Source organism: Sphaerotilus microaerophilus, from assembly GCF_023734135.1.
GTDB classification, from domain to species: Bacteria; Pseudomonadota; Gammaproteobacteria; order Burkholderiales; family Burkholderiaceae_C; genus Sphaerotilus; species Sphaerotilus microaerophilus.
The window spans coordinates 2,937,068-2,962,175 of sequence record NZ_AP025730.1 but is presented as its reverse complement, the minus strand read 5'-3'; the positions used below and the strand labels follow the sequence as shown (position 1 = coordinate 2,962,175).

The window sequence follows — 25,108 nt, the reverse complement described above, 5'->3', positions numbered from 1 at the left end:
GGTGAATGACAGCACTCGCATGGGTCCGGCACGCTCGCGCGTGGCCCCGGCTGCATCCGCAGGCCTTCCTGCTGCTGTCGGCGCTGGTGTGGTGGCTGCTCTACCGCTCACTGACCCCAGCCGCGGAGGCGCTGGTCGCCGCTCTGCCGGTGGCGCGTGACAGCCACCTGGGCGGCGCGCTGCAGTTCTTCTTCTACGACACCCCCAAGGTGCTGCTGCTGCTCACAGCGGTGGTGTTCGTGATGGGGATGGTGAACTCCTACTTCACCCCCGAGCGCACCCGCGCGCTGCTCGCCGGGCGCAGTGAAGGTCTGGCCAACGTCCTGGCCGCCACCCTGGGCATCGTGACGCCGTTCTGCTCCTGTTCGGCCGTGCCACTGTTCATCGGCTTCGTGCAGGCGGGCGTGCCGCTGGGGGTGACGTTTTCCTTCCTGATCTCGGCGCCGATGGTCAACGAGGTGGCGCTGGCCCTGCTGTTCGGCCTGTTCGGCTGGCGCATCGCGCTGCTCTACCTGGCGCTGGGGCTGACGGTGGCGATCGTGGCCGGCTGGGTGATCGGCCGGCTGCGCATGGAGGCGCACCTGGAGGACTGGGTACGCGACATGCCCCGGCTGCAGGCCACCGCCCAGGCCGACGACCTGGATCTGGCCGATCGCATCGGCGCCGGCCTGGTCAGCGTGCGCGAGATCGTCGGCAAGGTCTGGCCCTACATCCTCGCCGGCATCGCCATCGGTGCGGCGATCCACGGCTGGGTGCCGCAGGACTTCATGGCCTCGATCATGGGCAAGCAGGCTTGGTGGTCGGTGCCGCTGGCGGTGCTCATCGGTGTGCCGATGTACAGCAACGCCGCCGGTGTCATCCCGATCGTGCAGGCGCTGCTGGCCAAGGGCGCCGCGCTGGGCACGGTGCTGGCATTCATGATGAGCGTGATCGCGCTGTCGCTGCCCGAGATGGTCATCCTGCGCAAGGTGCTCAAGCTGCGGCTGATCGCCACGTTCGTCGCCGTGGTGGCCACCGGCATCCTGCTGGTGGGCTTCGTCTTCAACGCCGTGATCTGATCCACGGCCGCCCCCCTCCCTTCATTCCCTGTTCAATGAGGAGAACCCCATGGACGTCAAGGTACTCGGCACCGGTTGTGCCAACTGCAAGCAGACCATTGCTCTGATCGAGAAGGTCGCCAGGGAGCGCGGGGCCGCCATCACCCTGGAGAAGGTGCAGGACATGCGTGACATCGTCGGCTACGGCGTGATGGCCACGCCGGGCGTGGTGATCGACGGCAAGGTCGTGCACGCGGGCGGCGTGCCGAGCCTGGCGAAGATCGAGGGCTGGTTCGCCGCCTGACCCCCGGACCCCAGACCTCAGACCTCAGACCCCGGACACGCGAGGCCCTGCATGGACACCCTCCTGCACCTGCTCGGCGCTGGCGCCGGCAACCTGGCGGCCTACCTGGCGGCCCATGTGCTGCTGTGCCTGCTGCCGGCCTTCTTCATCGCCGGGGCGATGACGGCGCTGATCCCCAAGGCCAGCATCACCCGCTGGCTGGGGCGCGGCACGCCCTGGCGGGTGTCCTACCCCGCGGCGGCGGCAGCCGGCTCGCTGCTGGCGGTGTGCTCCTGCACCATCGTGCCGCTGTTCGCGGGCATCCACAAGAAGGGGGCTGGCCTGGGGCCGGCGATCACCTTCCTGTTCTTCGCACCGGCCGGCAACGTGCTGGCGCTGGCCTACACCGGCAGCATCCTCGGGCCGGAGTTCGCCATCGCACGGCTGCTGCTGTGCGCGCTGTTTGGCATCGGCATCGGGCTGACGATGGCGCTGCTGTTCTGGCGCGACGATGCCTCGCACGACGCCGAGACCGACGCGCTGTTCGCCGAGCAGGCCAGCATCGGCCCGGCCGCCACCGGCGTGCTGCTGTCGCTGGTGGCGCTGCTGATCGCTGGCACGCTGAAGGTGCAGCCGCTCAACGCCACGCTGCTGAGCCTGCAGCTGCCGCTCGCCTGGGCCGAGCCCTGGCAGGCCACGCTCAACGGCTGGGTGCCCTTCGACGCGGCCAAGGGCGAGGAAGGCGTGAGCCTGCAGGGCTCGCTGCTGATCGTGCTGCTGGCCGCCATCGGCGTGGCGGCCTGGAAGGGGCTGGAAACCATCTTCGAGGGCATGGGCCGCTGGACCTGGATCGCGCTGGGCCTGGCGGCGGCCACGCTGCTGGTGGCGTCGCTGCGCCTGGTTCCGGGCGGCGGCGGGCTGCAACTGCAACTCACCGGGCGGGTGCTGGCGGTCGCCGCCGCCCTGCTGGCTGTGCTCACCTTCGCCCGCCGGCTCGATGCCGACGCGCTGCAGGCCTGGCTGTGGGAATCCTGGCGCTTCGTGAAGCAGATCTTCGGCCTGCTGGTGGCGGGCGTGTTTGTCGTCGGCGTGGTGCGCCAGCTGATCGACCCGGCCTGGATCCAGACGCTGGCCGGGCGCAACAGCCTGGGCGCCAATGCGGTGGCCGTGCTGTTCGGCGTGTTCATGTACTTCCCGACCCTGGTCGAGGTGCCGGTGGCGCGCATGTTCCTCGACCTGGGCATGCACCCCGGCCCGCTGCTGGCCTACCTGATGGCCGACCCGGAGCTGAGCCTGCAGAGCATGCTGATGGTCGCAGCGGTGATCGGCCGGCGCCAGACCGCCGCCTACGTCGGCCTGGTGGCGCTGTTCAGCATCGCCGCCGGGCTGATCTACGGTGCCTGGGTCGATGGGGTTGCGCCCGGCTGGATCGGCCTGGGGCTGCTCGGCGCGCTCGCCGGCCTCGCCGCCGCACTCAGCTGGCTGCACGGGCGGCGCCAGGCCGTGGGCGGGGCCCAGGCCTCCTGATCGTGCGGCCTGCGCCCGGCGCTGCGGGCGGGCTGCGCCGGGGTCGACTACCCTCGGCGCATGCCTGACACCCTTCCTGCACCCACCGATCCGCGGCGCGGCGCTCTGCTGGCCAACCTGCTCGCGCAGCTCGCCTTCGGCCTGCTGGCGATGACCATCTGCCTGCCCTCGATGCAGGAGTGGGGTGCGATCTTCGGCGTCGGCCAGCCGGCAGTGCAGCTCACCTTCAGCGCCTACGTGCTCACCTATGGCGGGCTGCAGCTGTTCTACGGCCCGCTGTCGGACCGGCTCGGGCGCCGCCGCATCCTGCTGTTCGGCCTCGCGCTGAGCCTGGCCGGTGCGCTGGCCGCCGCCCTGGCGCCCGGCCTGGCGGTGCTGGTCGCGGCCCGTGCCCTCCAGGGCGCCGGCGCCGCCGCGGGCATGGTGGTGGGCCGTGCGATGGTGCAGGACCTGTTCACCGGCCCCGAGCGCACCCGCGTGATGGCCTACATCGGCATGACGCTGGGCCTGTGCCCGCCGCTGGCCACGCTGATCGGCGGGCAGCTGCATGTACGCTGGGGCTGGCAGGCCAACTTCTGGCTGATCGCGCTGCTGGCTGCGCTGCTGTGGGGGCTGTCCTGGCGCATGCTGCCCAGGCAGGCACACCGGCCGGCCGTGCCGGTGACGCCCGGTGGCGGGGACCACTGGCTGCGCGCGATGGGCCAGGCCTACCTGCAGCTGGCGCGTGAGCCGCGCTTCGTGGCCTACGTCGCGATCCTGGCGATGACCACGGCCACCTTCTACGCCTTCCTGGGCGGTGCGCCGGTGGTGCTGCGCAGCCTGGGTGTCGGGCCTGAGGGCATCGGGCTGTACATCATGTGCGTGCCGATGTCCTACATCGCCGGCAGCTTCCTCACCTCGCGCATCGTGCACCGCCTGGGCGAGCGCCGCATGCTGCGCGCCGGGCAGGCGCTCACGCTGGCCGGCATCGCGCTGATGCTGGGCCTCGGCCTGGCCGGCTGGCACAGCGCGCTGGCGTTGTCGCTGCCGCTGATGCTGCTCGGCGTGGGGCACGGGTTGCTGGTGCCGCCCGCCCTGGCCGGCACCGTGGGCCTGCTGCCGGCCCTGGCCGGCTCAGCCGCCGCGGTGGCGGGCGTCTCCCAGCAGCTCATGGGTGCGCTGGGGGGCTACCTGGTCGGGCTGATGCCGCACCACGGCGTGGTCAACCTGGGCTGGCTGATGCTGGGGCTGGCCGCCTGCGCCAGCGTGCCGATGATGCTCATGCCGCCCGCCGCCCCGACCCGGCCGGCGGGGCACTGAAGCCTTCGGCTCAGATCGCGCCGCGGCGCTGCGTGCGCTCGCGCCGGGCGGCCACCTCGCGCATCGTGCCCAGGGTGCTGGCAATGAAGTCGATGTGCGCCTCGGCCGCCGCCTGGGCCGCGGCGCCATCCCCGGCCTGCACCGCCGCCCAGACGCGGCCATGCTGCTCCAGCAGCTGCGCACTCACGTCGCCGGCGGCGAAGAGGTTGGCGATGTTCTCGTGCACATGCCCCTTGAGCATGTTCATCAGGCTGCCGGTCAGGTGAGTGAACAGTGCGTTGTGCGCCGCGTCGGCCAGCGCCTGGTGGAAGCTGGCGTCGATCTCGGAGGTGCGATCGCGCTCGTTGCCGGCGTGGGCCTGCTGCATCTGTGTATACAGGCGGCCGATGCGCTCCCGGTCGCCCTCGGTGGCGCGCTCGGCCGCCAGCCGGGCCACCGTGCCTTCGAGCATGCGGCGGAACTCCAGCACATCGCCCTGCAGCTCCGGGTGGCGCACCAGCATGTCCTGCCAGGGCTGGGTGAAGCCGGCGTCCAGCCGCTCGGTGACGTAGGTGCCCCCGCCCTGGCGCGACAGCAGCAGGCCGCGGGCGGCGAGCTTCTGAATCGCCTCGCGCAGCGAGGGGCGTGACACCCCCAGCTGCTCGGCCAGCTGGCGCTCGGGCGGCAGGCGGTCGCCGGGGCGGAAGCTGCCTTCGAGCAGCAGCGTTTCGAGCTGCGCCACGATCTGGTCGGACAGCTTGCGGGTGTTCAGCGGCTGGAGGGCGGGCAGCGGTGCGGGCATGCGATGTTCTGATTGGTCATACCAATGATATCAAACCTACGTAGTACCGCTGAGACTGTAAGTAATATTGGTCTTACCAATGACCAATTTGCAGGATTTTAGGTGTAAACCCTAGGCGTTATGGATTGACGATTGCTCTCGGCAACCGTTTAATGCGACCCACAGCGCCACTCTAGTGGACTGACCAATTAACCAAACGTCGATCGACCTGCCGGAACACGCCGCAGCGGGACGCGATCGGCCTGCCGCGCGATCGCCCGATGTCACCGCAACACGCCGCCTTTCTGGAAGCCCTGCGCCCGCACGTGAGCGCCGAGCGACTCATCACCGACCCGGCCCGCACGCTGGCCTGGGGCACCGACGCGAGCTTCTATCGCCTGCTGCCGCAGATCGTGGTGCGCGCGCTGAACGAGGCCGAGGTGGCCCAGGTGCTGCGCCTGGCGCACTCCTTCCGTGTGGCGGTGACGCTGCGCGCGGCGGGCACCAGCCTGTCCGGCCAAGCGGTGACGGACTCGGTGCTGGTGCTGATCCAGGAAGGCTGGACGGGCATCGAGGTGCTCGACGGCGGCGCCCGCATCCGCCTGCAGCCGGGCGTGATCGGCCAGCATGCCAACGACGCGCTGCGCCGCTTCGGCCGCAAGATCGGCCCGGACCCGGCCTCCATCGCCACCGCGCGCATCGGCGGCATGGCGGCCAACAACAGCTCGGGCATGTGCTGCGGCACGGCGCAGAACGGCTACCACACCCTCGCCGCGCTGCGGGTGATGCTGGGCGACGGCACGCTGCTGGACACGGCGGACGCGGCCAGCGTCGCGGCCTTCCGCCTCAGCCACGCCGACCTGCTGCGCGGGTTGGAGACCCTGGCCGAGCGCATCCGCGCCAACCCAGCGCTGGAAGCCAAGGTGCGCCGCAAGTACCGGCTGAAGAACACCACCGGCTACGGCATCAATGCGCTGATCGACTTCATCGACCCAGTGGACATGCTGGCCCACCTGATGATCGGCTCCGAAGGCACGCTGGGCTTCATCGCCGGCATCACCTATCACACCGTACCGGACCACCCGCACAAGGCCTCGGCCCTGGTGCTGTTCGATGAGCTGGAAGCGGCCTGCCAGGCCGTGAGCGCGCTCAAGGCCCAGGGCGCGGTGGACGCGGTGGAGCTGGTGGACCAGCCCAGCATCCTGGCGGTGCAGGGCAAGGCCGGGCTGCCGGACTTCCTCTACGGCGTCACCACCGCCGCCACCCCGCGCGCCGCCGCCCTGCTGATCGAGACCCGCGGCGCCAGCGCCGACGAGCTGGCCACGCACTGTGCGCAGATCAACACCGTGCTGGCCGGCCACACGCCGGCAGCGCACAGCGGTTTCTCGACCGACGCGGCGGTGTGCGAGACCTACTGGGCGGTGCGCAAGGGCCTGTTCCCGGCCGTGGGCGCCACCCGGCCGGTGGGCACGACCTGCGTGATCGAGGACGTGGCCTTCCCGGTCGAGCGCCTGGCCGAAGGCGTGCTGCGCCTGCGCGCGCTGCTGGGCCAGCATGGCTATGACGAGGCGCTGATCTTCGGCCATGCGCTGGACGGCAATCTGCACTTCGTCTTCGCGCCCGGCTTCGACAGCGACGCCGAGGTGCAGCGCTACAGCCGCTTCATGGACGACGTGGGCCAGCTGGTGGCGGTGGAGTTCGGCGGCTCGCTCAAGGCCGAGCACGGCACCGGCCGCAACGTCGCGCCCTTCGTGCGGCTGGAGTGGGGCGACGAGGCCTACGAGGTGATGGTCGACCTCAAGCAGCTGTTCGACCCCGCCGGGCTGCTGAACCCGGACGTGATCATCAGCCGCGACGAGCAGATCCACCTGAAGGACCTGAAGCGCCTGCCCGCGGCGGACGATATCGTCGACAAGTGCATTGAATGCGGCTTCTGCGAGCCGGTGTGCCCGTCCAACGGCCTGTCGCTGACGCCGCGCCAGCGCATCGTGCTGTGGCGGCGCATCCAGCAGCTGCGGCGCGACGGCAGCGACGCTGCGCTGCTGGCCGAGCTGGAGCAGCAATACGGCTGGCTTGGCCTGGACACCTGCGCCACCACCGGCATGTGCGCCACGCGCTGCCCGGTGGGCATCAACACCGGCACGCTGGTCAAGAAGCTGCGCGGCCCGACTGAACGCCCTGCCCTGGCCGAGACGCTGGAGCGCCACCTCGGCGCCGTGGTCGGCACCGCCCGCGCCGGGCTGGGCGTGCTCAAGCTGGCCCGTGGCGTGCTGGGCGCCGACCGGGTACACAGCCTGAACGAGGCGGTGCACCGGGTCATTCCGGTCGTGCCGGTGGCCCCGGTAGCCACGCCCGGCCCGGCCGGTGCCCTGCCCGCGGATGTCCCCGCCAGCGCGGGCGAGCCGCTGGTCTACTTCGCCAGCTGCGTGAACCGCGCCTTCGCCGAGAACCCGGGCGGCGGCGACACCCTGGCCGACGCGGCCTTCCGCCTGCTGCGCAAGGCCGGCTGGGCGCCGAAGCTGCCGGCGCACATCGCCACGCTGTGCTGCGGCCAGCCCTTCGAGAGCAAGGGCGCGAGCGATGCCGCGCTGGCCGCCCTGCGCCGCACCGAAGCCGCGCTGCTGCAGGCCAGCGACAGCGGCCGCGGGCCGGTCTACCTGGACAACGCGCCCTGCGCGCTGCGGCTGATCGAGGCGCAGCGCGCCGGCCAGCTCGACGCCCGCCTGAAGCTGCACGACGCCGTCAGCTTCCTGAACGACCAGGTGGTGCCGCGGCTGAAGCTGACCCCGCAGGTCGACCAGCTCGCCGTGCACGTTCCCTGCAGCACCAGCAAGCTGGGCGCCGGCGCCAAGCTGGTGGCCCTGGCGAAGCAGTGCGCGGGCGAGGTGACGGTGCCCGACATCGCCTGCTGCGGCTTTGCCGGCGACATGGGCTTCAACCGCCCCGAGCTGAATGCCAACAGCCTCAAGCGCCTGAAGCCGCTGCTGCCCGAGGGCTGCGGCTGCGGCGTCTCGGCCAGCCGCACCTGCCAGATCGGCCTGGCCAGCCACAGCGGTATCCCCTACCGCAGCCTGGAGGCGCTGCTCGACGACTGCGCCAGCCCGGCCTGAACCTGATCCTGACCCCGATCCCGGTCCCGCTTTCCTGTTCTCCGTTTTTCTCCCCTCCCCGCCCTTCCCGTTCTTCCTGAACTTGTCCCTCCACCCGGCAGCGGCCGGGTGGCGTTGGAGTCCCCATGCCTGAAACCTGGCTGCAAAACTACGACCCGGCCGGCAACCTCGCGATTTCCGCGCTGGTGGCCGTGATCCCGGTGGTGTTCTTCTTCTTCGCGCTCGCGGTGCGCCGCATGCGCGGCCACGTGGCCGGCTCGATCACCGTCGGGCTGTCGCTGCTGATCGCGGTGCTGTTCTACGGCATGCCGGTGGACATGGCGCTGGCCTCGGCCGGCTACGGCTTCGTCTACGGCCTGTGGCCCATCGCGTGGATCATCGTGTGCTCGGTGTTCCTCTACAAGCTGACCGTCAAGACCGGCCAGTTCGAGGTCATCCGCGCCTCGATCCTGTCGGTCACCGACGACCAGCGCCTGCAGATGCTGCTGGTGGGCTTCGCCTTCGGCGCCTTCCTGGAAGGTGCGGCCGGCTTCGGTGCCCCGGTGGCCATCACCGCCGCGCTGCTGGTGGGCCTGGGCTTCAACCCGCTGTACGCCGCCGGCCTGTGCCTGATCGCCAACACCGCCCCGGTGGCCTTCGGCGCCATGGGCATCCCCATCCTGGTGGCCGGCAAGGTGACGGGCATCGACCCCTTCCTGATCGGCAAGATGGCCGGCCACCAACTGCCACTGCTGTCGCTGTTCGTGCCCTTCTGGCTGGTGTTCATGATGAACGGCCTCAAGGGCGTGAAGGACACCTGGCCCGCCGTGCTGGTGGCCGGTGGCAGCTTCGCGGTCAGCCAGTACTTCACCGCCAGCTACCTCGGCCCCGAGCTGCCGGACATCACCTCCGCGCTGGTCAGCCTGGTCTGCCTGACGCTGTTCCTGAAGGTCTGGCACCCCAAGGAGACCTTCCGCTTCCTGCCCGCTGGCGGCGTGGGCGCCTCGGCCGTGGCCGGTGCCCCGATGCTCAGCGAGGCGCCGTCGCGCCGCGAGCCGCTGGGCTACAGCGCCGGGCAGGTCATCAAGGCCTGGTCGCCCTTCCTGATCCTGACCGTCATGGTCACTGTCTGGAGCCTGAAGCCCTTCAAGAGCCTGTTCGACAAGGGCGGCGCCCTGGCCGGCCTGGTGTTCAAGTTCGAGATCCCGCACCTGCACAACCTGGTCATCAAGACCGCGCCGATCGTGGCCTCCAACAAGGCCTACGAGGCGATCTACAAGCTCGACCTGCTGTCGGCCACCGGCACCGCGATCCTGCTGTCGGCCATCGTCTCGATGGTGGTGCTGCGCGTGAAGCCGATGGACGGCCTGCGCGCCTTCGGCGAGGTGCTGGCCGAGCTGCGCCGCCCGATCTTCTCGATCGGCATGGTGCTGGCCTTCGCCTTCGTGGCCAACTACTCCGGCCTGTCGTCCACCTTGGCGCTGGTGCTGGCCGGCACGGGCGCGGCCTTCCCGTTCTTCTCGCCCTTCCTGGGCTGGCTGGGCGTGTTCCTGACCGGCTCCGACACCTCGGCCAATGCGCTGTTCGGCTCGCTGCAGGCCACCACCGCCCACCAGATCGGCGTGAGCGACACCCTGCTGGTGGCGGCCAACACCACTGGCGGCGTGACGGGCAAGATGATCTCGCCGCAGTCCATTGCGGTGGCCTGCGCGGCCGTGGGCCTGGTGGGCAAGGAGTCGGACCTGTTCCGCTTCACGCTCAAGCACAGCCTGTTCTTCGCGACCATCGTCGGCGTCATCACCTACCTGCAGGCCTACTGGCTGACCGGCATGATCCCGCAGTGAACCTGGCGGGGGCGGGCCTGGTGCCTCGCCCCTTTGCACCTTGCTTCACAGACGAGAAAGGCGCCCGCGGGCGCCTTTGTGCTTTCCGGGCCGGCCGGCTGCGGTCAGCTCAGACTTTTTCCAGCGCCAGTGCGTTGATGCAGTAGCGCAGCCCGCTGGGCGGCGGGCCATCCGGGAAGACGTGGCCCAGGTGCGCATCGCAGACGGCGCAGGTGGTTTCGATGCGCCACATGCCGTGGCTCTCGTCGCCCACGTAGGCGACCCGGCCCGGGGCGATGGCCTGGGTGAAGCTGGGCCAGCCGCTGTGGCTGTCGTACTTGGTGGTGGCGTCGAACAGCTCGGTGCCGCAGCACACGCAGCGGTAGCGCCCGGGCTCGAAGAGGCGGCACATCTCAGAGCTGCCGGGCCGCTCGGTGGCCTTCAGCCGGGTGATCTGGAACTGCGCGGGCGTGAGCCGCTCGCGCCACTCGGCCTCGCTGCGCTCCACCCGCTGCGGCGGTGCCGGCTGGCCGTGGCGCACCAGGTCCAGCACGCCGGACCAGGTCAACAGCTCGGCCACCGGCGCGGCGGCGGCACGGTCGTCCCGCCTCGGCAGGCGCCAGTGCGGGCGCGGGTAGTGGCAGGTGTAGCCGTCGGGGTAGCGCTGCAGGTAGTCCTGGTGCTCCGGTTCGGCCTCCCAGAACGGGCCGGCCGGCGCCACTTCCGTGACCACCCGACCGGGCCACAGGCCGCTGGCCTCCACATCGGCGATGGTGTCGCGCGCCACCTGCGCCTGCTCGGGCGAGGTGAAATAGATGGCCGAGCGGTACGACGTGCCCCGGTCGTTGCCCTGGCGGTTCGGGGTGGTCGGGTCGTGGATCTGGAAGAAGAAGGCCAGCAGGTCCCGGTAGCTCAGCTGCGCCGGGTCGAACACCACCTCCAGCGCCTCGGCATGGCTGCCGTGGTTCCGATAGGTGGCGTTCGGCACGTCGCCGCCGCTGTAACCCACGCGGGTACCCAGCACGCCGGGCAGGCGGCGCACCAGGTCCTGCATGCCCCAGAAGCAGCCGCCGGCCAGCAGGGCGGTTTCGGTTCGTTCAGTGGTCATGATGTCGGCACTCCGCGATGAACTCCGTTCAGGAGCCGCGATGGTGCCGCAGAAGGCGCCACCCGGTTGACCAGGGGCGATTTGCACCGGCAGGTCGGCGTGCGACCTCAGGTTGCCGAGCCCTTCAGGCGGGCGACCTCCTCGCGCAGCGCCTCGTTCTCGGCGGTCAGCTCGGCGATGCGCTCGCGCAGCGCGGCCAACAGGTCGGCGTCCACCGGCTCCGGGGCCGGTGCCTCTTCGCGCGGCCGGCGGCGCGATTCCCGCACCCGCTTGGCCGCCTGCTTGAGTTCCTCCTGCCCGCCGGCGGCGGCGGCCACCTGCTCCTCGGCCGGCAGGCTGGCCACGGCGGCCGCGGCGCTGATCGACAACGTGCCGCTGCGCACCGCGGCCACCACCTCGGGCGCGGCCTGCTTCTGGATCTTCTCGATCATCACCACCTGGCTGTTGCTCAGCCGGGCGGCTCGGGCCAGCGCCTCGCGGGTGTTCAGCGGGTCGGGCGGCTGCAGGGCCACTTCGGCCGAGCCGGTCCCGGCGACAGAAGCAGCAGCCGGCGGCACCCCGGGCACGCCCTCCGCGTCACCCTCCCAGGGCGGTGGCTCGGCAGCAGCCGTTGCAGCGGCCTCCTCGGCAGCCTGGGCAGAGCCGGCCAGCACCCGCGCCTTGCGGGCTGCGACGATCTCGCGCTTGCGCAGTGCCAGCACGCCACGCTGGTAGTCGGACACGCTGCGCCGCCCCAGGTGCTGGTCGATCATCCACAGCTGCACGTCTTCCAGCGAGTGGAAGGCCGGGTTCTGCACGGTGCGAAACGGCAGGCCGTGGCGCGTACAGATCTCGTGGCGGTTGTGCCCGTCGACCAGCACGTCGCCCCAGAGCACCAGCGCGTCGCGGCAGCCCTCGGCGAGGAGGCTGCGTTCCAGCGCCTCGCGCTCTTCGGCGGTCAGGGGATCGATGAAGGCCTTGAGTTCTTCGTTGACGACGATGTTCATGGGGGCGGGCGCAGCAGGGAGGGGATCCGGGGCGCGGATTCTAGGTGCCTGCAGACGCAACAGCCCGGCCGACGCAGGGCCGGCCGGGCTGGGTCAACAGTTCAGCGAGTCAGCGAATCAGCGACTCAGTTGGCCGTGTCGTAGCTGGTCCAGACCGAGCGCGAGCTGCCGTCCCAGGTGCGCAGGTTCAGCAGGAGCGCGCGCTGGTTGGTGCCGGTGTAGCTGGTCGGCGTGCTGTACTGCAGTTCCGCTCCCGGCGCGACGAGCACGCTTGTGCTGCCGCGCAGCACCGCTTCGTCGGGCGTGGCGATCGAGGCTCCCGGCGTGTTCAGCGACACCGTGGCGCTCTTGACCTCCACCGAGTTGGCCACCTGCCCCGTCCAGGCCAGGTTCACCTCGGTCTGCCCGGCCAGGGGGCGGGCGGCCACCAGGCTCGCGCTGTCAAGCGCCACCCAGCCGGCCAGGTGCGCGCGGGTCAGGTCCGGGAAGGGCGAGTTGAGGTACTTGGTGTAGGTGTGGGTCGGGGTGGTCCGCCCGCCATAGAAGATCTCTACCTTGAAGGGCAGGCTCATGGTCAGCGTGGAGGAGATGTTCTGCGCCGACCACGTGCCGCCCCAGGCACAGGTTTGAGTCACCGAGGCGGCCGTGGCACAACTGCCTTCCGTGGAACCGGGCGTCCGCAGCACGGGCGCCGCAGCCGACGGAAGTACCGGCGTGGTGCGGGCGACCCAGAAGATCGGGCAGTTCGTGCTCACGGGACCGTTGACACCCACCGTGGCGCCACAGCGTCTGCCTGCGGCCCCTGCGACATCGCCGCCGGTGTTGCTGAGGTCCATCCAGGTCTGCCCGGCCTGCACGGGCGGCACATACACGAGGCTCTGCATGCCGTCGGCCGAGACCCGCACCGCCGAGATCGCCGTGCCATCCGCCGCACGGCTGCCCGGGCCGCCGGCCGTGATGAAGACGCCCAGCGCGCTGCGGAAGTGCTCCTTGATGGTCGGCGTGGCGGTGGTGTAGTTCGCCAGCGAGGTGAACTTGCGCAGGAAGGGCACGAGGTTGACGTCCACCGGCTGCTGGTTGCCGGTGATCCACCAGTCGCCCGACTCGGCCGACGTGCCGGAGAACCGCTGTGCCACCGAGACGAAGTTGCCGAGGCGGTTGTACCGGTCGACGTACTTGACGTTGACCACCAGGGTGGGATTCGCGGTCATCGGCGCCACACCAGCGGCGCGGGTGCGCAGGACGCTCACCTGCGTGATGCGGGCCGACTTGGTCAGGCTGCCGTCATGGAGCATGGCGTGGTAGTACTGACCGGCCGAGTAACCGTTCTGCAGGAAGTCCACCCCCGTCACGTCCTTGCGGCTGGCAAGCGGCTCGCACACCGGCGCCACCGAGGTCACCTGCGGGCCGCCTGCCGTCATGGGCAGGCTGTTGTCCACGCTCAGCACGCGCGAGGTCACCGGCAGCGCAAAGCACTTGGCGAAGTCCGCAGACAGCTTGTTCAGGAAGCGCGCCACGTCCGGCGTGACCGCTGCATAGGCCTGCAGCCGCACCTTGTTGGGCTGGCTGGTCAGGCTGCAGCTGCCGCTGACGGCATCCCAGCGCACCAGGTAGGCCACCGCGTTGGGGTCGGAGGGGGTGAAGCGCAGTGCCAGCGGCGCGGCCGTCGTGGTGTTGAGCGGGTACTTCTGCCCGTTCGCCACCACTGCGCCGTTGTTCAACAGCTGGGCCGTGCCGTAGCGGGCATCGTTCACCTCCGCGCCATAGCAGGCGGGCACGGCCGCTGCGGCCACGGTCAGCGTGCGGGAGGTGTAGACAGTGCCGGGCGAGAAAGTGAGGTCGGGCGTGAACTGCACGTTCTTGCCGATCAGGCCGATCACGCCGCCGGAGCGGTCCACCCACTGCGCCAGCGCGTCGCCATTGAACAGGCTGCTGCCGTAGTAGGCGTTCATGTTCGCCGCGACGCGGGTCAGGTCCACGGTGGCGCTGGCCTGCAGGATCTGTGCCTTGAGCGCCGCACCGTCGATCACGCCGTTGTCGGCGAGGTCGGCCTCGAAGCGGTTCACGAAGTCCGACACCCCGCCGCCATCCTGGCCCACCTGCATCGCCAGCGCCGACAGCGCCAGCAGGATCTGGTCCGCGGGCCGGGCGGTGGCGTCGCTGCCGAGGCGCTTCAGGTCCATCTCGCCGAAGGCGGCCACGCTGCCCAGCTCGCTCGCGTCGATGCCGAAGGCGCGCAACGTTTCCGATTGGGCCTGCCGGCGGGCGCTGTCGAACACCGCCGACGTGACGGCGGCGCTGCCCGCCGCGGTGCGCGCCAGCTTGAGGGTGCGCTCCTTCGACAGGTCGGTCAGCAGATTGACGTTGATCGCCTTGTCGCTCTTCAGGTTGCTCAGCCCGCGCAGCGCGATCTGATCCTCCGCGCGCCGGCCGGTCAGCTCGTTGAGGTAGTAGCCCTGGACCGTCGTTTCGATGAAGTTGCTCTGGAAGATCGCCGCGCTCTGCGGCGCGAAGCTGCCGTGGTCGTCCTTGACCTCCATGCTGAACGAGGCGCCGGAAGGCACCAGCGCCGGCAGCACGGTCGCAACGGTGCCCGGCAGCAAGGGGGTCGTCCCCGCGGCGACCGACACGGGCGCGGTCGTCAGCGTGTTGATCGTCACCGACGAGCCGCGCAGCAGCGGCCCCTTTTCGGCCTGGCCGGCCAGGACCTGGAAGCTGCCGTCCGGGTTCTCCTGGACGGAGGCCGGATCCTCGCCGGCACCGCAGGCTGCCAGCAGGCAGGCCAGGGCCAGTGCAGACCCTGGCAAGAGACGTATCAACAGCGGTTCGCGTGATGTGGGCATGGCGGCGAATTGGGTGGTTGGCAAGCCGAAGTTCGCGGGCGCAGCGCGCTCGCGACCCCAGCGGGTTGTCGGCTGCCACACCCCCCGCTTGAGGGGGTCGCAAGACCCCGTTCGCCAAATCAATCACGAACAGCGCAGCACATGCAGCCGCTCGCGTGAGGCAACCGTCCCCCTCCAGTCTTCCCCACCCCCGCCGATAGAGCCGCATCGCCCCCTGGACCCTGCCATGCCCGCTGCCATCCGCTTGCCAAGCGCCGGCTTGAAGCTGCCTTCGCTGCTGGGCCACGACCTGGTGGTGCGCGCAACGACCTCACCCAGTCGCACAACCGCCGTCACATGGCTGAACTGCTGCAGCTCCAGCAGGCCCAGCACCCCGGGCAGGGCCTGACGGTGAGCTTCTCCGCCGGCATCACCGAACTGGCCGTGGACGAAGACATCGACCTGGCCATCGACCGCGCCGACCGCGCGATGTACCGGGCCAAAGTCAGCGGCCACCGACGCTGCGAGCTGGGCTGACCGCGGCCGCCCTCAGCCTGCGGCGACCCGCAGCGGCTCGACCAGCACCACGCCCAGCGGCGCCTGCAGGCGCACAAAGTCCAGCCGCGGCGCCATCTTGACGATCATGCCACCCCCACTCCCGGTACCACTCCCGCCCCCGTCCCAGCCCCTACCCCCATGCGCTCGGCCATCTCGGCCACCCAGGCCTCGCGCGGCTTGAAGCCCGGCAGCGTGCGCGCGTGCGCCTCAGCCTGGGCCAGGAGCACCTCGGGCGACTGGTTGAAGTCCATCAGTTCCACCATCGGCTGCACCACATACCAGGGCGTGTTCCAGAACAGCTCCAGCCGGTTGCCCTCCGGGTCGTGGATGTAGAACGACAGCGCATTGCCGTGGCTGAGCGAGCGTGCCACGCGGCCCTCCTCCACCACCAGCTTCTTGTAGGACGCCAGCAGCGTCTCCAGGCTGTCGGCCAGGAAGGAGATCTGGTTGACCACGTTGAACTCGACCTTCTCCGGGCGCGCCTGGATCAGTGCCAGCTGGTGGTGCGTCTGCGGGCTGCGGCTGAGGAAGACGATGTTGACCGGCCCGGCCTCGGTGGGCAGCGGCCCTTCGTCGGTGACGGTGAAATCAAACGCCCGGGTGTAGAAGTCCTTCATGGCCGCCAGGTCGTGGACGTGGATGCCCAGGTGGTTGATCGTGAAGCCAGCTCGCTTGCTCATCATGGCACTCCAATCTAAAATCTCATATATTGAGATTTTAATTCTATGACAAGGAGCCCTGTTGGTGAAGCTCTCGCAGATCAGCCTCTCCGCCCGCCTCTGGGGCCTGTCGCAGGTCATGCGCCTGTTCGCGCGCCGCCACCCCGCCTTTGCCCGCCACATGGCCGGCTACGACGGCGTGGCGCAGATCCGCCTGCAGGACGGCAGCCAGGGCCGCTGGTTCAGCTTCCGCGCCGGGGTGCTGACCACCGGCCGCGGCATCCATGCCCAGCCGGACCTGAGCCTGGTGTTCCGCGACCTGGACACCGCCGTGCGCTTCCTGGACCCGCGCGTGGACCAGGCGCTGATCGTGCACGCGGCCAAGAACTTCAAGGCCATGGTGCAGGGCGACGAGGACGGCATCGCCTGGTTCATGCAGCTGCTCAACCTGATCCGCACCGTCGGCCTGGAACGCGGCCTGCCGATGCCCGACGGCTCGCGCCGCTTCACCCAGGTGACCAACGGCGGCCCGCTGTTCGTCTACGTCAAGGACGGGCGCATCCTGCGCGTCACCCCCATCGAGTTCGACGATGCCGAGGACGCACCCAGCTGGGCCATGCCCGCGCGCGGCCAGGTCTTCAGGCCGCAGCGCCGTGCCAACGTGGCGCCGCACGCGCTGGCGGTGAAGTCCACCGTCTACTCCGACCAGCGCCTGCTCTACCCGATGAAGCGGGTGGACTTCGACCCCAGCCAGCCTCCCGGCCAGCGCAACGAGGCGAACCGCGGCGTCAGCGGCTATGAGCGCATCAGCTGGGAAGAGGCGCTGGACATCGTGGCCGGCGAGATCCTGCGCATGAAGCGCGAGCACGGCCCGGGCGCCATCGCGACCTACCACTCCTCCCACCACCAGTGGGGCAACGTCGGCTACTACCTGAGCGCGCTGATGCGCTTCGGCAACGCCATCGGCGTGACCCGCGTGGCGCTCAACCCGGACAGCTGGGAGGGCTGGTACTGGGGCGCGATGCACCACCTGGGCAACAGCTTCCGCCTCGGTTCGCCGACCAACTACGGCACGCTGCAGGACTGCCTGGAAGAGTGCGAGCTGATCATCTTCTGGTCCAGCGACCCGGAATCGCAGTTCGGCACCTACGGCGGGCAGGACGGCGGCCAGCGCCGCCTCTGGGGCAAGCAGCTGGGCATGCAGTTCGTGCACATCAACCCGCACTACTGCCCCACCGCCGGGATGATGGGCGGCAAGTGGATGCCGATCCGCCCCGGCACCGACAACGCGCTGGCGATCGCCATCATGCAGGTCTGGATCGCCGAGGACCTGTACGACCGGGACTTCGTCGCCCGGCGCACCACCGGCTTCGACGAGTGGCGCGCCTACGTGATGGGCGACAGCGACGGCATCCCGAAGACGCCCGAGTGGCAGGAGGCCGAGACCGGCATCCCGGCGCGCGACGTGCGGGCACTGGCCCGCCTGTGGGCCAAGAAGAAGACCTATCTCGCCCCGGGGGTGCGCGGCAGCGGCCTGGGCGGCGCCTGCCGCGGCGCCAACGGCACGCAGTGGGCGCGCGCCATGATCCTGCTGATGGCCATGCGCGGCTGGGGCCGCCCGGGCGTCAACTTCGGCAACCTGCAGGGCGGCACGCCGGTGGACCTGCACTTCTACTTCCCCGGCTACGCCGAGGGCGGCATCTCCGGCGAGCTGAACCAGACGGCCGCCGCCGCCAACAACTACACCCGCATGCCGCACCTGGTGTCGGTCAACCCGGTCACGCAGACCATCCCCCGCCAGCGCCTGCCCGAGGCCATCCTGGAGGGCCAGGCCGAGGGCTACCCGCTCGACCCCAGCTCGATCGAGGGCCAGTTCCGCCGCACGATCTACCCGGCGCCCGGTTACTCGAAGGTCAAGATGCTCTACCGCTACGGCGGCTCGTCCTTCGGCACCATCGGCGAGTCGGGCCGCTTCGTCGCGATGTACCAGAGCCCGAACCTGGAGTTCGTCGTCAACCAGTCGATCTGGGACGAGGGCGAGGCGAAGTTCGCCGACATCATCCTGCCGGCCTGCACCCAGTTCGAGCGCGACGACATCGGCGAGTGGGGCAACGCCGGCGGCTTCGGCCTGCACATGCAGGAGCAGCTCAACCACCGCGTCATCGCGATGCAGCACCAGTGCATCGAGCCGCTGGGCGAGTCGAAGTCCGACTACCAGATCTTCTGGGACATCTGCAAGCGCCTCGGCCTGGGCACCTACTTCTCCGAGGGCATGACCGAGCTGGACTGGTGCCGCCGCGTCTTCGACTCCACCGACCTGCCTAAACACGTCAGCTGGCGGCAGTTCCTCAAGAAGGGCTACTTCGTCGTGCCGCCCGCCCCTGCCGGCCTGCGCCCGCCGCGCGACATGCAGTGGTACCTCGACGGGCGCCAGAAGGACGTGCCCGAGCCCTACCCCCTGCCCGGCGCCTACTCCTCCAAGTACGGCGAAGGCCTGCAGACGCAGACCGGCAAGATCGAGTTCGTCTCCTCGTCATTGAAGCGCTTCGACCCCGAGAGCCCGGACCGCCCGCCGCTGAACCGCTACATCCCCGCCTGGGAAAGCCCGCACACCGAGCACGGCGTGAACTACCCGCTGCAATTGATCACCCCGCACCAGCGCTTCTCCTTCCACACCATGAGCGACGGCAAGGACTCCGCCATCAAGGACATCCGCGACCACCGCGTCTGGAAGGACGGACACTTCTGGTGGATCCTGCGCATCAGCCCGGCCGACGCCGCCGCACGCGGCATCGCCCACCACGACCTGGTGGAGGTCTTCAACGACCGCGGCACGGTGATCTGCGCCGCCGACCTCACCGCCACCTTGCCGGCCGGCGTGCTGCACAGCTTCGAGTCCTGCGCCACCTACGAGCCGCTGGGCGTGCCAGGTGAATCGCCGGACATCGGCGGCTGCATGAACCTGCTCACGCCCAAACGCCAGCAGGTCGCCAAGACCGCCTCCACCGCCGCGATGACCGCGCAAGTGCAGGTGCGCCGCTGGGCCGGCGAGCTGCCGCCCGAGCGCCGACGGCCGCTCAACACCCCGGCGCGCGCAGCCGTGGGTGCTCAGGCGGGTGCGGAGGTGCGGGCATGAACACCATGAACAGCAGCACGCCGAAGTGGAACCTCATCATCGACATCGACCGCTGCAACAACTGCAACAACTGCGTGCTGGCGGTGAAGGACGAACACGTCGGCAATGATTTCCCCGGCTACGCCGCCCCGCAACCGCTGCACGGCCACCACTGGCTGGAGATGAAGCGAGCCGAACACGGCCAGGCGCCCATCGTCGACATCGTCAACCTGCCCACGCTGTGCAACCACTGCGACGACGCGCCCTGCGTCAAAGTGGGCCAGGGTGCGGTGAAGAAGCGCGACGACGGCATCGTCCTCATCGACCCCCAGGCCGCCCGCGGCCGGCGCGACCTGGTCGACGCCTGCCCCTACGGCGCCGTCTGGTGGAACGAGGAACTCCAACTCCCCCAGCACTGGATCTTCGACGCCCACCTGCTCGACCAAGGCTGGAAAGCCCCGCGCTGCGCCCAGGCCTGCCCGACGGAGGCGATCCGCGCCGTGAAGGTCAGCGACGCCGAGATGGCCGCCCTCGCCGCCGAACAGGGCCTGGAGGTGCTGAAACCCGAACTCGGCACTCGCCCCCGGGTGCACTACCGCAACCTGAAGCGCTTCACCCACTGGGTGCTGGCGGGCAGCGTGGTGACGCTGCGCGATGGGGTGGAGGAGTGCATCGAGGGTGCGGAGGTGACGCTGTCACACGCCGGCCAGGTGGTGGCGCGGGCGGTGACGGATGCGTTTGGGGAGTATCGGTTGCGGGATTTACCGAACGTGGCGCGACGCTACGAACTGCAGGTCGGCCATCGGCATCGGACGGCCGCTGGGCAGGACGTCAATCTGGTCGGGAGTGCCACCTTGCAAGCTTTGCGTCTATCGCCGGATTGAACGCGCTCGTCGGGTGCCGTTCAAGGCAGACCGTCCTGGCAGCGTGGGTGGCCATCCCTTCAGAAGGCGACCCGGCCGTTCATCGACCACGGCAAGCTGGTCTTCCTTCTTCATCGCTTCACCGACCGGTCGGCCGAAGCCCATGCTCGGCTCACCCCTCCCCTTGTCCCGCGTCAAGGCCGTGCCGCCACTTGAGCCCCCGCCCCCGGCCAAGCGCCCGTACCGGCCCGACAATGCCGGGCCTGTCTGCCTTGCCCCGGCCCATGCTCCGCTCCCCGATCACCCCCGCCCGCATCGAGTTCGACCCGCAGGGCATCCCCACCGCGCCTGACTTTGGCGACGTGTATCACAGCAGCGAGGGCGCGCTGGCGCAGGCGTGGCATGTGTTCCTGGGCGGCAACGGGCTGCCGCAGCGCTGGGCGGGGCGGCAGCGGTTCGTGGTGCTGGAGACCGGCTTCGGGCTGGGGCACAACTTCCTGGCCACCTGGGCGGCGTGGCGGGACGATCCGCGGCGCAGCGAGCGGCTGGTGTACGTGGCCATCGAGAAGCACCCGGCCACGCGCGCGGACATTGCGCGGGTGCACGCGGCCAGCGATGGCGCGCGCGAGCTGCCCGGGCTGACCGCGCAGCTGGTGGCGGCCTGGCCGCTGGCCACGCCGGATGTGCACCGCCTGGACTTCGAGGACGGCCGGGTGCAGCTGCACCTGGCGCTGGGCGATGTGAACGAGCGGCTGCGCGGGCTGCAGCTGGAGGCCGACGCGATCTACCTGGACGGGTTTGCGCCGGCACGCAACGCCGCCATGTGGACGCCGGAGGTCTTCATGCGCCTGGGCCGGGTCGCCGCGCCGGGCGCCACTGCGGCCACCTGGAGCGCCGCGCGGGCGGTGCGCGACGGGCTGGCGTCGGCGGGCTTCACGGTCGAGCTGCGCGCGGGCTTTGGCGCCAAGCGCGAGATGACGGTGGCCCGCTTTGCGCCGCGCTTTCGCACGCCGGCGCCGGTGGCGTTCCGGCCGGTGAGCGGCGAGCCGCCCGCATCAGCACGCGAGGCCCTCGTGATCGGCGCCGGGCTGGCGGGCTGCGCGGCGGCCTGGGCGCTGGCGCAGCAGGGCTGGCGCGCGCAGGTGATCGACGCCGAGCCGGCGCCGGCCGGGCGCACCTCCGGCAACCCGGGCGGGCTGATGCACCCGATCTTCAACGCGCCGGACAGCCTGCACGCGCGCTGGTTCCGCGCCGGCGGGTTGCGCACGGCGCAGTTGGCGGGCCCGCCCATCGCGCGTGGCGAGGTGGCGGGCCGGGTCGACGGCTTCCTGCGCCTGGAGACCCGGCTGGACCGCGGGCGGGCCGAGGCGCGGCTCGCCGATGTCGGCCTGCCGGATACGTTCCTGCGCTGGCTGGATGCGGGCGAGGCCTCCGCGCGGATCGGCCTGCCGCTGCCGCAGGGCGGCTGGTGGTTCGGGCAAGGAGGCTGGCTGTCGCCACACGACTGGTGCGGCTGGCTGCTGGGCGAGGCACAGCGCTTGGCGGGGGCGGCCTTTCTGGGCGGGCGGCGCGTGGCGCGGCTGGCACGGATCGACGCTGCGGCGGGTGGGCGCCATTGGCAGGCGCTCGATGAGCAGGGCCAGCCGATCGCCGATGCGCCGGTGGTGGTGCTGGCGCAGGCGCTGGACATCCCCCGCCTGCTGGCAGCCGGCGCGCACACGGCGACGCTGGCGCCCACGCCGCTGCCGCTGGCGGCGGCGCGTGGCCAGACCACCGTGCTGCCGGCGCGGGCGATCGAGCGGGGCGCGGTGCGGGTGCCGCGTGCGGCCCTGGCAGGCGCCGGCTATGCGCTGGCGCTGCCCGACGGCCGGGTGCTGACCGGCGCGACCACCCAGCTCGATGACGATGACCCGACCGTGCGCGACGGCGACCACGTGGAGAACCTGCAGCGGGCCGCGGCGCTGGGGCTCTTTGGCGCTGAACGGCGGGACACAGCGCCCGCCGATCAGCTCGCGCTGCCCGCGCTGCTGGGGCAGCTGGGCCTGACGCCGGGCGAGCTGGACGGGCGCTGCGGCTGGCGGGCCACCACGCCGGACCGGCTGCCGCTGGTCGGCCCGCTGGTCGATGCGGCGGCGCTGGAACGCGCCCGCGCCGCCGGTGCCCGGCTGGACGCCGCCCGGCAGCTGCCGCGCGGCCACGACGCCGACGGCGGCCTGTACGTCTGCACCGGGCTGGGCTCGCGCGGGCTGACCAGCGCGGTGCTGGCCGCCGAGCTGCTGGCGAGCTGGGTCACGGGCGCGCCCTGCCCGGTGGACAGCGAGCTGCGCGACGCGCTGGACCCTGCCCGCTTCCTGCTGCGGTCTCAGCGCGGCGGCGGCTGAGGACCTGGGGATGAACCGGCCTGCGAACTCACCGCGTGCAGCCGCGCCACCAGCGGCAGCGCGCCGACCAGCAGCAGCAGCGCCATGCCGCGAAACAGCAGCGAGGGCCCCAGCGCCGCGCCGATCAGGCCAAAGCCCATCGGCAGCAGGGTGCTGGAGAGGTTGATGACGGTGGAGCGCAGCGCGATCGCCTCGCCCTGCTGGGCCGGCGGCGCGAGGTGGTGCAGCGTGGTCATGATCATCGGCTGCACCGCGCCCAGCGCCAGCCCGAGCACCAGCGCGCAGGCGGCCATGGCCGCTGCCGTCTGCGCCCAGGGGTAGACCACGAAGCAGGCGGCCACCACGATGCTGGAGCCGGTCAGCACCTGGCGCTCGCTCCAGCGCCGCGCCACCAGCGGGATCAGCAGGCGCACCGCCGACACCGCGAAGGCGAACAGACCGAGCACGCTGCCGATGGCCGAGGCGCTCAGGCCCCGCTCGTGCCCCAGCAGCGGCACCAGGAAGGCATGCAGGTCCCAGCTGCTGGAGAAGAACCAGTTCAGCGCCAGCAGGCTGGCCACGCCCGGCAGGCGCAGCAGGCCCAGCGGCGAATGGCGCTCGGCCGCCAGCGCCGCCGCCTGCGAGGGCGACCAGACCGGCCGCTGCTCACGCGGGATGCGCCTCGACCAGGCCAGGGTGAGCAAGGGCAGCACGGCCATCACCGCATAGGCCAGCGCAAAGCCCTGCGCGTCGATCAGCAGGCCCACCAGCACCGGGCCGATGACGTTGCTCAATGCCGGAGCCAACCCCAGCCAGCTGAAGACGCGGCGCAGCTCGGCCGGGTCGGCGTCATCAGCCGCCTGCGCCGCCCGCTGCACCAGCTGGCCGGCGGTGCGCTGCATCGCGATCAGGCCGACGTTGCAGCCCGTGCCGGCCAGCGTGGCGGCGGGCACCAGCCACAGCAGCTGCCATCCCCCCTGGAGCCAGACCGACGGCAGCGCCAGCAGGCCGGCCAGCAGCACCATCGCCACCGAGGCGTGCACCGGCCGGTGGTAGCCGCGCCGGTCCACCCAGCGCCCGGCCGGCAGCGCCAGCGCCACCGGCGCCAGGGCGAACAGCCCCAGCATCACGCCGGCCACCGCCTCGGCACTCCACCAGGGTGTGGGACCCTGGCGCAGCAGCATCAGCGGCAGCGCCAGGCGCAGGCCGGACATGGCGGCATGCAGGCAGATCTGTGCGGTGACCAGGGCCGCCAGCGTGCGGCCCGGCACCCGGGCCAGGGCGCCCGTCATCGGGCGGCACTCCCGTCGGCCAGGTCGATGCGCGGTGGCGCATCGGCCAGCCCCAGCAGCTCGTCGGCCCGCCCGGGTTCAAGCGCCTCGACGCCGCGCAGCTGGCGCGCCATGGCGCGGGTGCGCACCTCGGCCGCCTCGATGGTGCTGCCGGCCTCCTGCAGCTTCTTGCGCGTCTTCTCCAGCACGTCGCCAAACTTGGCGAACTCGGTCTTGACGGCGCCCAGCACCTGCCAGACCTCGGAGCTGCGCCGCTCCAGCGCCAGGGTGCGAAAGCCCATCTGCAGGCTGTTGAGCAGCGCCAGCAGGGTGGTGGGCCCGGCCAGCGTGACGCGGTATTGGCGCTGCAGCGCCTCGGCCAGGCCGGGGCGGCGCAGCAGCTCGGCGTACAGGCCCTCGGTGGGCACGAAGAGCACCGCGAAGTCGGTGGTGTGCGGCGGTGCCAGGTACTTGGCGGCGATGGTTTTCGCCTCGTCGCGGATGCGCTGCTCCAGCGCGCGGTGGGCCGCGTCGGCAGCCTCGCGGTCGGCGCGGTCCTGCGCGTCGAGCAGGCGCTCGTAGTCCTCGCGCGGGAACTTGGCGTCCAGCGGCAGCCACACGGTGTCGTCGGCGCCACTGCCGGACGACGCACGCCCGGGCAGGCGGATCGCAAACTCGACCCGCTCGTTGCTGCCCGGCACCGTGGCCACGTTCAGCGCGTACTGCTGCGGGGTAAAGACCTGCTCCAGCAGCGCGGCCAGCTGCACCTCGCCGAAGATGCCGCGCGTCTTGACGTTGCCCAGCACGCGCTTGAGGTCGCCCACGCCCTGCGCCAGCGCCTGCATCTCGCCCAGGCCACGGTGCACCTGCTCCAGCCGCTCGGCCACGTGGCGGAAGCTCTCGCCCAGCCGCGTTTCCAGCGTGGCGTGCAGCTTCTCGTCCACCGTGGCGCGCATCTGCTCCAGGCGCTTCTCGTTGTCGGCCTGCAGCGCGGCCAGCCGCTCCTCGACGCTGGCCTGCACGCCGGCCAGGCGCTGCTCGACCGCCCCCCGCAGCTCGCCCAGCCGGCGGTCGTTGGCCTCACCGAGCGCACGCCACTGCTCGGCCTGGGCGCTGCCAAAGCGCTGCAGCGCCGCATCCTGCGCCTCGCGCGCCGCCTGGGCCTGCTGGGCCTGCACCGCGCCCGCCTGCTGCAGCGACTGGGTCACGGCCTGCTGCATCGCCGCGAGCTGGACGCGGAAGGCGTCGATCTGCTCGTTCTGTGTGCGCGCCACGTCGCTGGATTGCGCCTGCAGCGCACGCTGGAACTCCGCCAGCCGGCTACCGAGTTCGAGCCGGGTGCCGCGCGCGCTCTCGCCCAGCTCGCCGCGCAGGTCCTGCGCCAGGCGCTGGCTGCGCCCGTCCTGGGCGTCCTGCCAGGCGTCGAGCAGGCCCTCCAGCCGATCCGGGCGCGAGGTGGCCCGCAGGCGCAGCCACAGGAGAACGAGGAGGATCAGCTGCAGCAGCGCCAGCGCGCCGAGCAGCCCAAGGGCCTGGCCAAAAGTCATC

Annotated in this window: 17 protein-coding genes and 1 pseudogene; 10 read left to right on the top strand and 8 right to left on the bottom strand. The window is 71.0% G+C overall.

Features of this window, described 5'->3' with window-relative positions:
* Window positions 1–5: 5 nt before the first annotated feature.
* Genes NGK70_RS12845 through NGK70_RS12830 form a run of 4 tightly spaced genes read left to right on the top strand, consistent with a single transcriptional unit; the run spans window position 6 to window position 4,146 of the window.
* A complete protein-coding gene (locus NGK70_RS12845) occupies window positions 6–1,058 on the top strand; it encodes a permease (RefSeq protein ID WP_251973586.1) in 1,053 nt (350 codons plus the stop codon).
* A gap of 49 nt (window positions 1,059–1,107) precedes the next feature.
* A complete protein-coding gene (locus NGK70_RS12840; protein WP_251973585.1) occupies window positions 1,108–1,341 on the top strand; it encodes a thioredoxin family protein in 234 nt (77 codons plus the stop codon).
* A 51-nt stretch (window positions 1,342–1,392) separates the two neighbouring features.
* Entirely contained in the window at window positions 1,393–2,847 is a 1,455-nt protein-coding gene (locus tag NGK70_RS12835; RefSeq protein WP_251973584.1) for a permease, read from the top strand.
* A gap of 60 nt (window positions 2,848–2,907) precedes the next feature.
* Window positions 2,908–4,146: a Bcr/CflA family efflux MFS transporter gene (locus NGK70_RS12830; RefSeq protein WP_251973583.1), complete on the top strand. Its 1,239-nt coding sequence runs from the start codon at window positions 2,908–2,910 to the stop codon at window positions 4,144–4,146.
* 10 nt (window positions 4,147–4,156) lie between these two features.
* Here the strand turns inward: NGK70_RS12830 and NGK70_RS12825 are convergent, their stop codons facing one another.
* Window positions 4,157–4,927: an FCD domain-containing protein gene (locus tag NGK70_RS12825; protein WP_251973582.1), complete on the bottom strand. Its 771-nt coding sequence runs from the start codon at window positions 4,925–4,927 to the stop codon at window positions 4,157–4,159.
* Window positions 4,928–5,187: 260 nt separating this feature from the next.
* Between NGK70_RS12825 and NGK70_RS12820 the strand changes: the two genes are divergently transcribed.
* Window positions 5,188–8,016: an FAD-binding and (Fe-S)-binding domain-containing protein gene (locus NGK70_RS12820; protein ID WP_251973581.1), complete on the top strand. Its 2,829-nt coding sequence runs from the start codon at window positions 5,188–5,190 to the stop codon at window positions 8,014–8,016.
* Between the two features lie 125 nt (window positions 8,017–8,141).
* Window positions 8,142–9,839, top strand: a complete 1,698-nt coding sequence (locus NGK70_RS12815) for a lactate permease LctP family transporter (RefSeq protein ID WP_251973580.1) — start codon at window positions 8,142–8,144, stop codon at window positions 9,837–9,839.
* Between the two features lie 109 nt (window positions 9,840–9,948).
* On the opposite strand, the gene msrB is transcribed toward NGK70_RS12815, so the two are convergent.
* From msrB to NGK70_RS12795, 4 genes and pseudogenes are all read right to left on the bottom strand, one after another.
* Window positions 9,949–10,326: a peptide-methionine (R)-S-oxide reductase MsrB gene (gene msrB / locus NGK70_RS12810; RefSeq protein ID WP_251973769.1), complete on the bottom strand. Its 378-nt coding sequence runs from the start codon at window positions 10,324–10,326 to the stop codon at window positions 9,949–9,951.
* 96 nt (window positions 10,327–10,422) lie between these two features.
* Window positions 10,423–10,926, bottom strand: a pseudogene (gene msrA, locus NGK70_RS12805) (peptide-methionine (S)-S-oxide reductase MsrA); the annotation flags it as partial.
* A 107-nt stretch (window positions 10,927–11,033) separates the two neighbouring features.
* Complete coding sequence (locus NGK70_RS12800) at window positions 11,034–11,912, bottom strand: plasmid replication/partition related protein (RefSeq protein ID WP_251973579.1); 879 nt, start codon at window positions 11,910–11,912, stop codon at window positions 11,034–11,036.
* 125 nt (window positions 11,913–12,037) lie between these two features.
* Window positions 12,038–14,719, bottom strand: coding sequence for a hypothetical protein (locus tag NGK70_RS12795; RefSeq protein WP_251973578.1), 2,682 nt, complete (start codon window positions 14,717–14,719; stop codon window positions 12,038–12,040).
* 372 nt (window positions 14,720–15,091) lie between these two features.
* On the opposite strand from NGK70_RS12795, the gene NGK70_RS12790 reads away from it, so the two are divergent.
* Window positions 15,092–15,271, top strand: coding sequence for a hypothetical protein (locus tag NGK70_RS12790; protein WP_251973577.1), 180 nt, complete (start codon window positions 15,092–15,094; stop codon window positions 15,269–15,271).
* Window positions 15,272–15,375: 104 nt separating this feature from the next.
* On the opposite strand, the gene NGK70_RS12785 is transcribed toward NGK70_RS12790, so the two are convergent.
* Complete coding sequence (locus tag NGK70_RS12785) at window positions 15,376–15,972, bottom strand: VOC family protein (RefSeq protein WP_251973576.1); 597 nt, start codon at window positions 15,970–15,972, stop codon at window positions 15,376–15,378.
* Window positions 15,973–16,090: 118 nt separating this feature from the next.
* Between NGK70_RS12785 and NGK70_RS12780 the strand changes: the two genes are divergently transcribed.
* The 3 genes from NGK70_RS12780 to mnmC all read left to right on the top strand — a co-directional run bounded on the left by NGK70_RS12780 (window position 16,091) and on the right by mnmC (window position 22,310).
* Window positions 16,091–19,087 carry a molybdopterin-dependent oxidoreductase gene (locus tag NGK70_RS12780; RefSeq protein WP_251973768.1) on the top strand — a complete coding sequence of 999 codons (2,997 nt, stop codon included), beginning with the start codon at window positions 16,091–16,093 and terminating at the stop codon, window positions 19,085–19,087.
* Complete coding sequence (locus NGK70_RS12775) at window positions 19,084–19,950, top strand: 4Fe-4S dicluster domain-containing protein (protein ID WP_251973575.1); 867 nt, start codon at window positions 19,084–19,086, stop codon at window positions 19,948–19,950. Before NGK70_RS12780 ends, NGK70_RS12775 begins: the two co-directional genes overlap by 4 nt.
* Before the next feature lie 263 nt (window positions 19,951–20,213).
* Entirely contained in the window at window positions 20,214–22,310 is a 2,097-nt protein-coding gene (gene mnmC, locus NGK70_RS12770) for a bifunctional tRNA (5-methylaminomethyl-2-thiouridine)(34)-methyltransferase MnmC2/FAD-dependent 5-carboxymethylaminomethyl-2-thiouridine(34) oxidoreductase MnmC1 (RefSeq protein ID WP_251973574.1), read from the top strand.
* On the opposite strand, the gene NGK70_RS12765 is transcribed toward mnmC, so the two are convergent.
* Together NGK70_RS12765 and NGK70_RS12760 are read right to left on the bottom strand one after the other, a co-directional pair.
* Window positions 22,292–23,581, bottom strand: a complete 1,290-nt coding sequence (locus NGK70_RS12765) for an MFS transporter (RefSeq protein WP_251973573.1) — start codon at window positions 23,579–23,581, stop codon at window positions 22,292–22,294. The genes mnmC and NGK70_RS12765 overlap by 19 nt on opposite strands.
* Window positions 23,578–25,107 carry a DNA recombination protein RmuC gene (locus tag NGK70_RS12760; protein ID WP_251973572.1) on the bottom strand — a complete coding sequence of 510 codons (1,530 nt, stop codon included), beginning with the start codon at window positions 25,105–25,107 and terminating at the stop codon, window positions 23,578–23,580. The genes NGK70_RS12765 and NGK70_RS12760 overlap by 4 nt, the downstream gene beginning before the upstream one ends.
* Between the last annotated feature and the right edge of the window lies 1 nt (window position 25,108).

What these genes read in the sequence shown, in the direction of transcription:
- NGK70_RS12845 (WP_251973586.1), top strand. Translation starts at nt 6, where the DNA reads ATGACAGCACTCGCATGGGTCCGGCACGCTCGCGCGTGGCCCCGGCTG.
- NGK70_RS12775 (WP_251973575.1), top strand. Translation starts at nt 19,084, where the DNA reads ATGAACACCATGAACAGCAGCACGCCGAAGTGGAACCTCATCATCGAC.
- NGK70_RS12785 (WP_251973576.1), bottom strand. Translation starts at nt 15,972, where the DNA reads ATGAGCAAGCGAGCTGGCTTCACGATCAACCACCTGGGCATCCACGTC.
- NGK70_RS12765 (WP_251973573.1), bottom strand. Translation starts at nt 23,581, where the DNA reads ATGACGGGCGCCCTGGCCCGGGTGCCGGGCCGCACGCTGGCGGCCCTG.
- NGK70_RS12835 (WP_251973584.1), top strand. Translation starts at nt 1,393, where the DNA reads ATGGACACCCTCCTGCACCTGCTCGGCGCTGGCGCCGGCAACCTGGCG.
- NGK70_RS12780 (WP_251973768.1), top strand. Translation starts at nt 16,091, where the DNA reads ATGCGCCTGTTCGCGCGCCGCCACCCCGCCTTTGCCCGCCACATGGCC.
- NGK70_RS12830 (WP_251973583.1), top strand. Translation starts at nt 2,908, where the DNA reads ATGCCTGACACCCTTCCTGCACCCACCGATCCGCGGCGCGGCGCTCTG.
- NGK70_RS12825 (WP_251973582.1), bottom strand. Translation starts at nt 4,927, where the DNA reads ATGCCCGCACCGCTGCCCGCCCTCCAGCCGCTGAACACCCGCAAGCTG.
- NGK70_RS12820 (WP_251973581.1), top strand. Translation starts at nt 5,188, where the DNA reads ATGTCACCGCAACACGCCGCCTTTCTGGAAGCCCTGCGCCCGCACGTG.
- NGK70_RS12790 (WP_251973577.1), top strand. Translation starts at nt 15,092, where the DNA reads ATGGCTGAACTGCTGCAGCTCCAGCAGGCCCAGCACCCCGGGCAGGGC.
- mnmC (WP_251973574.1), top strand. Translation starts at nt 20,214, where the DNA reads ATGCTCCGCTCCCCGATCACCCCCGCCCGCATCGAGTTCGACCCGCAG.
- NGK70_RS12760 (WP_251973572.1), bottom strand. Translation starts at nt 25,107, where the DNA reads ATGACTTTTGGCCAGGCCCTTGGGCTGCTCGGCGCGCTGGCGCTGCTG.
- NGK70_RS12840 (WP_251973585.1), top strand. Translation starts at nt 1,108, where the DNA reads ATGGACGTCAAGGTACTCGGCACCGGTTGTGCCAACTGCAAGCAGACC.
- NGK70_RS12800 (WP_251973579.1), bottom strand. Translation starts at nt 11,912, where the DNA reads ATGAACATCGTCGTCAACGAAGAACTCAAGGCCTTCATCGATCCCCTG.
- NGK70_RS12815 (WP_251973580.1), top strand. Translation starts at nt 8,142, where the DNA reads ATGCCTGAAACCTGGCTGCAAAACTACGACCCGGCCGGCAACCTCGCG.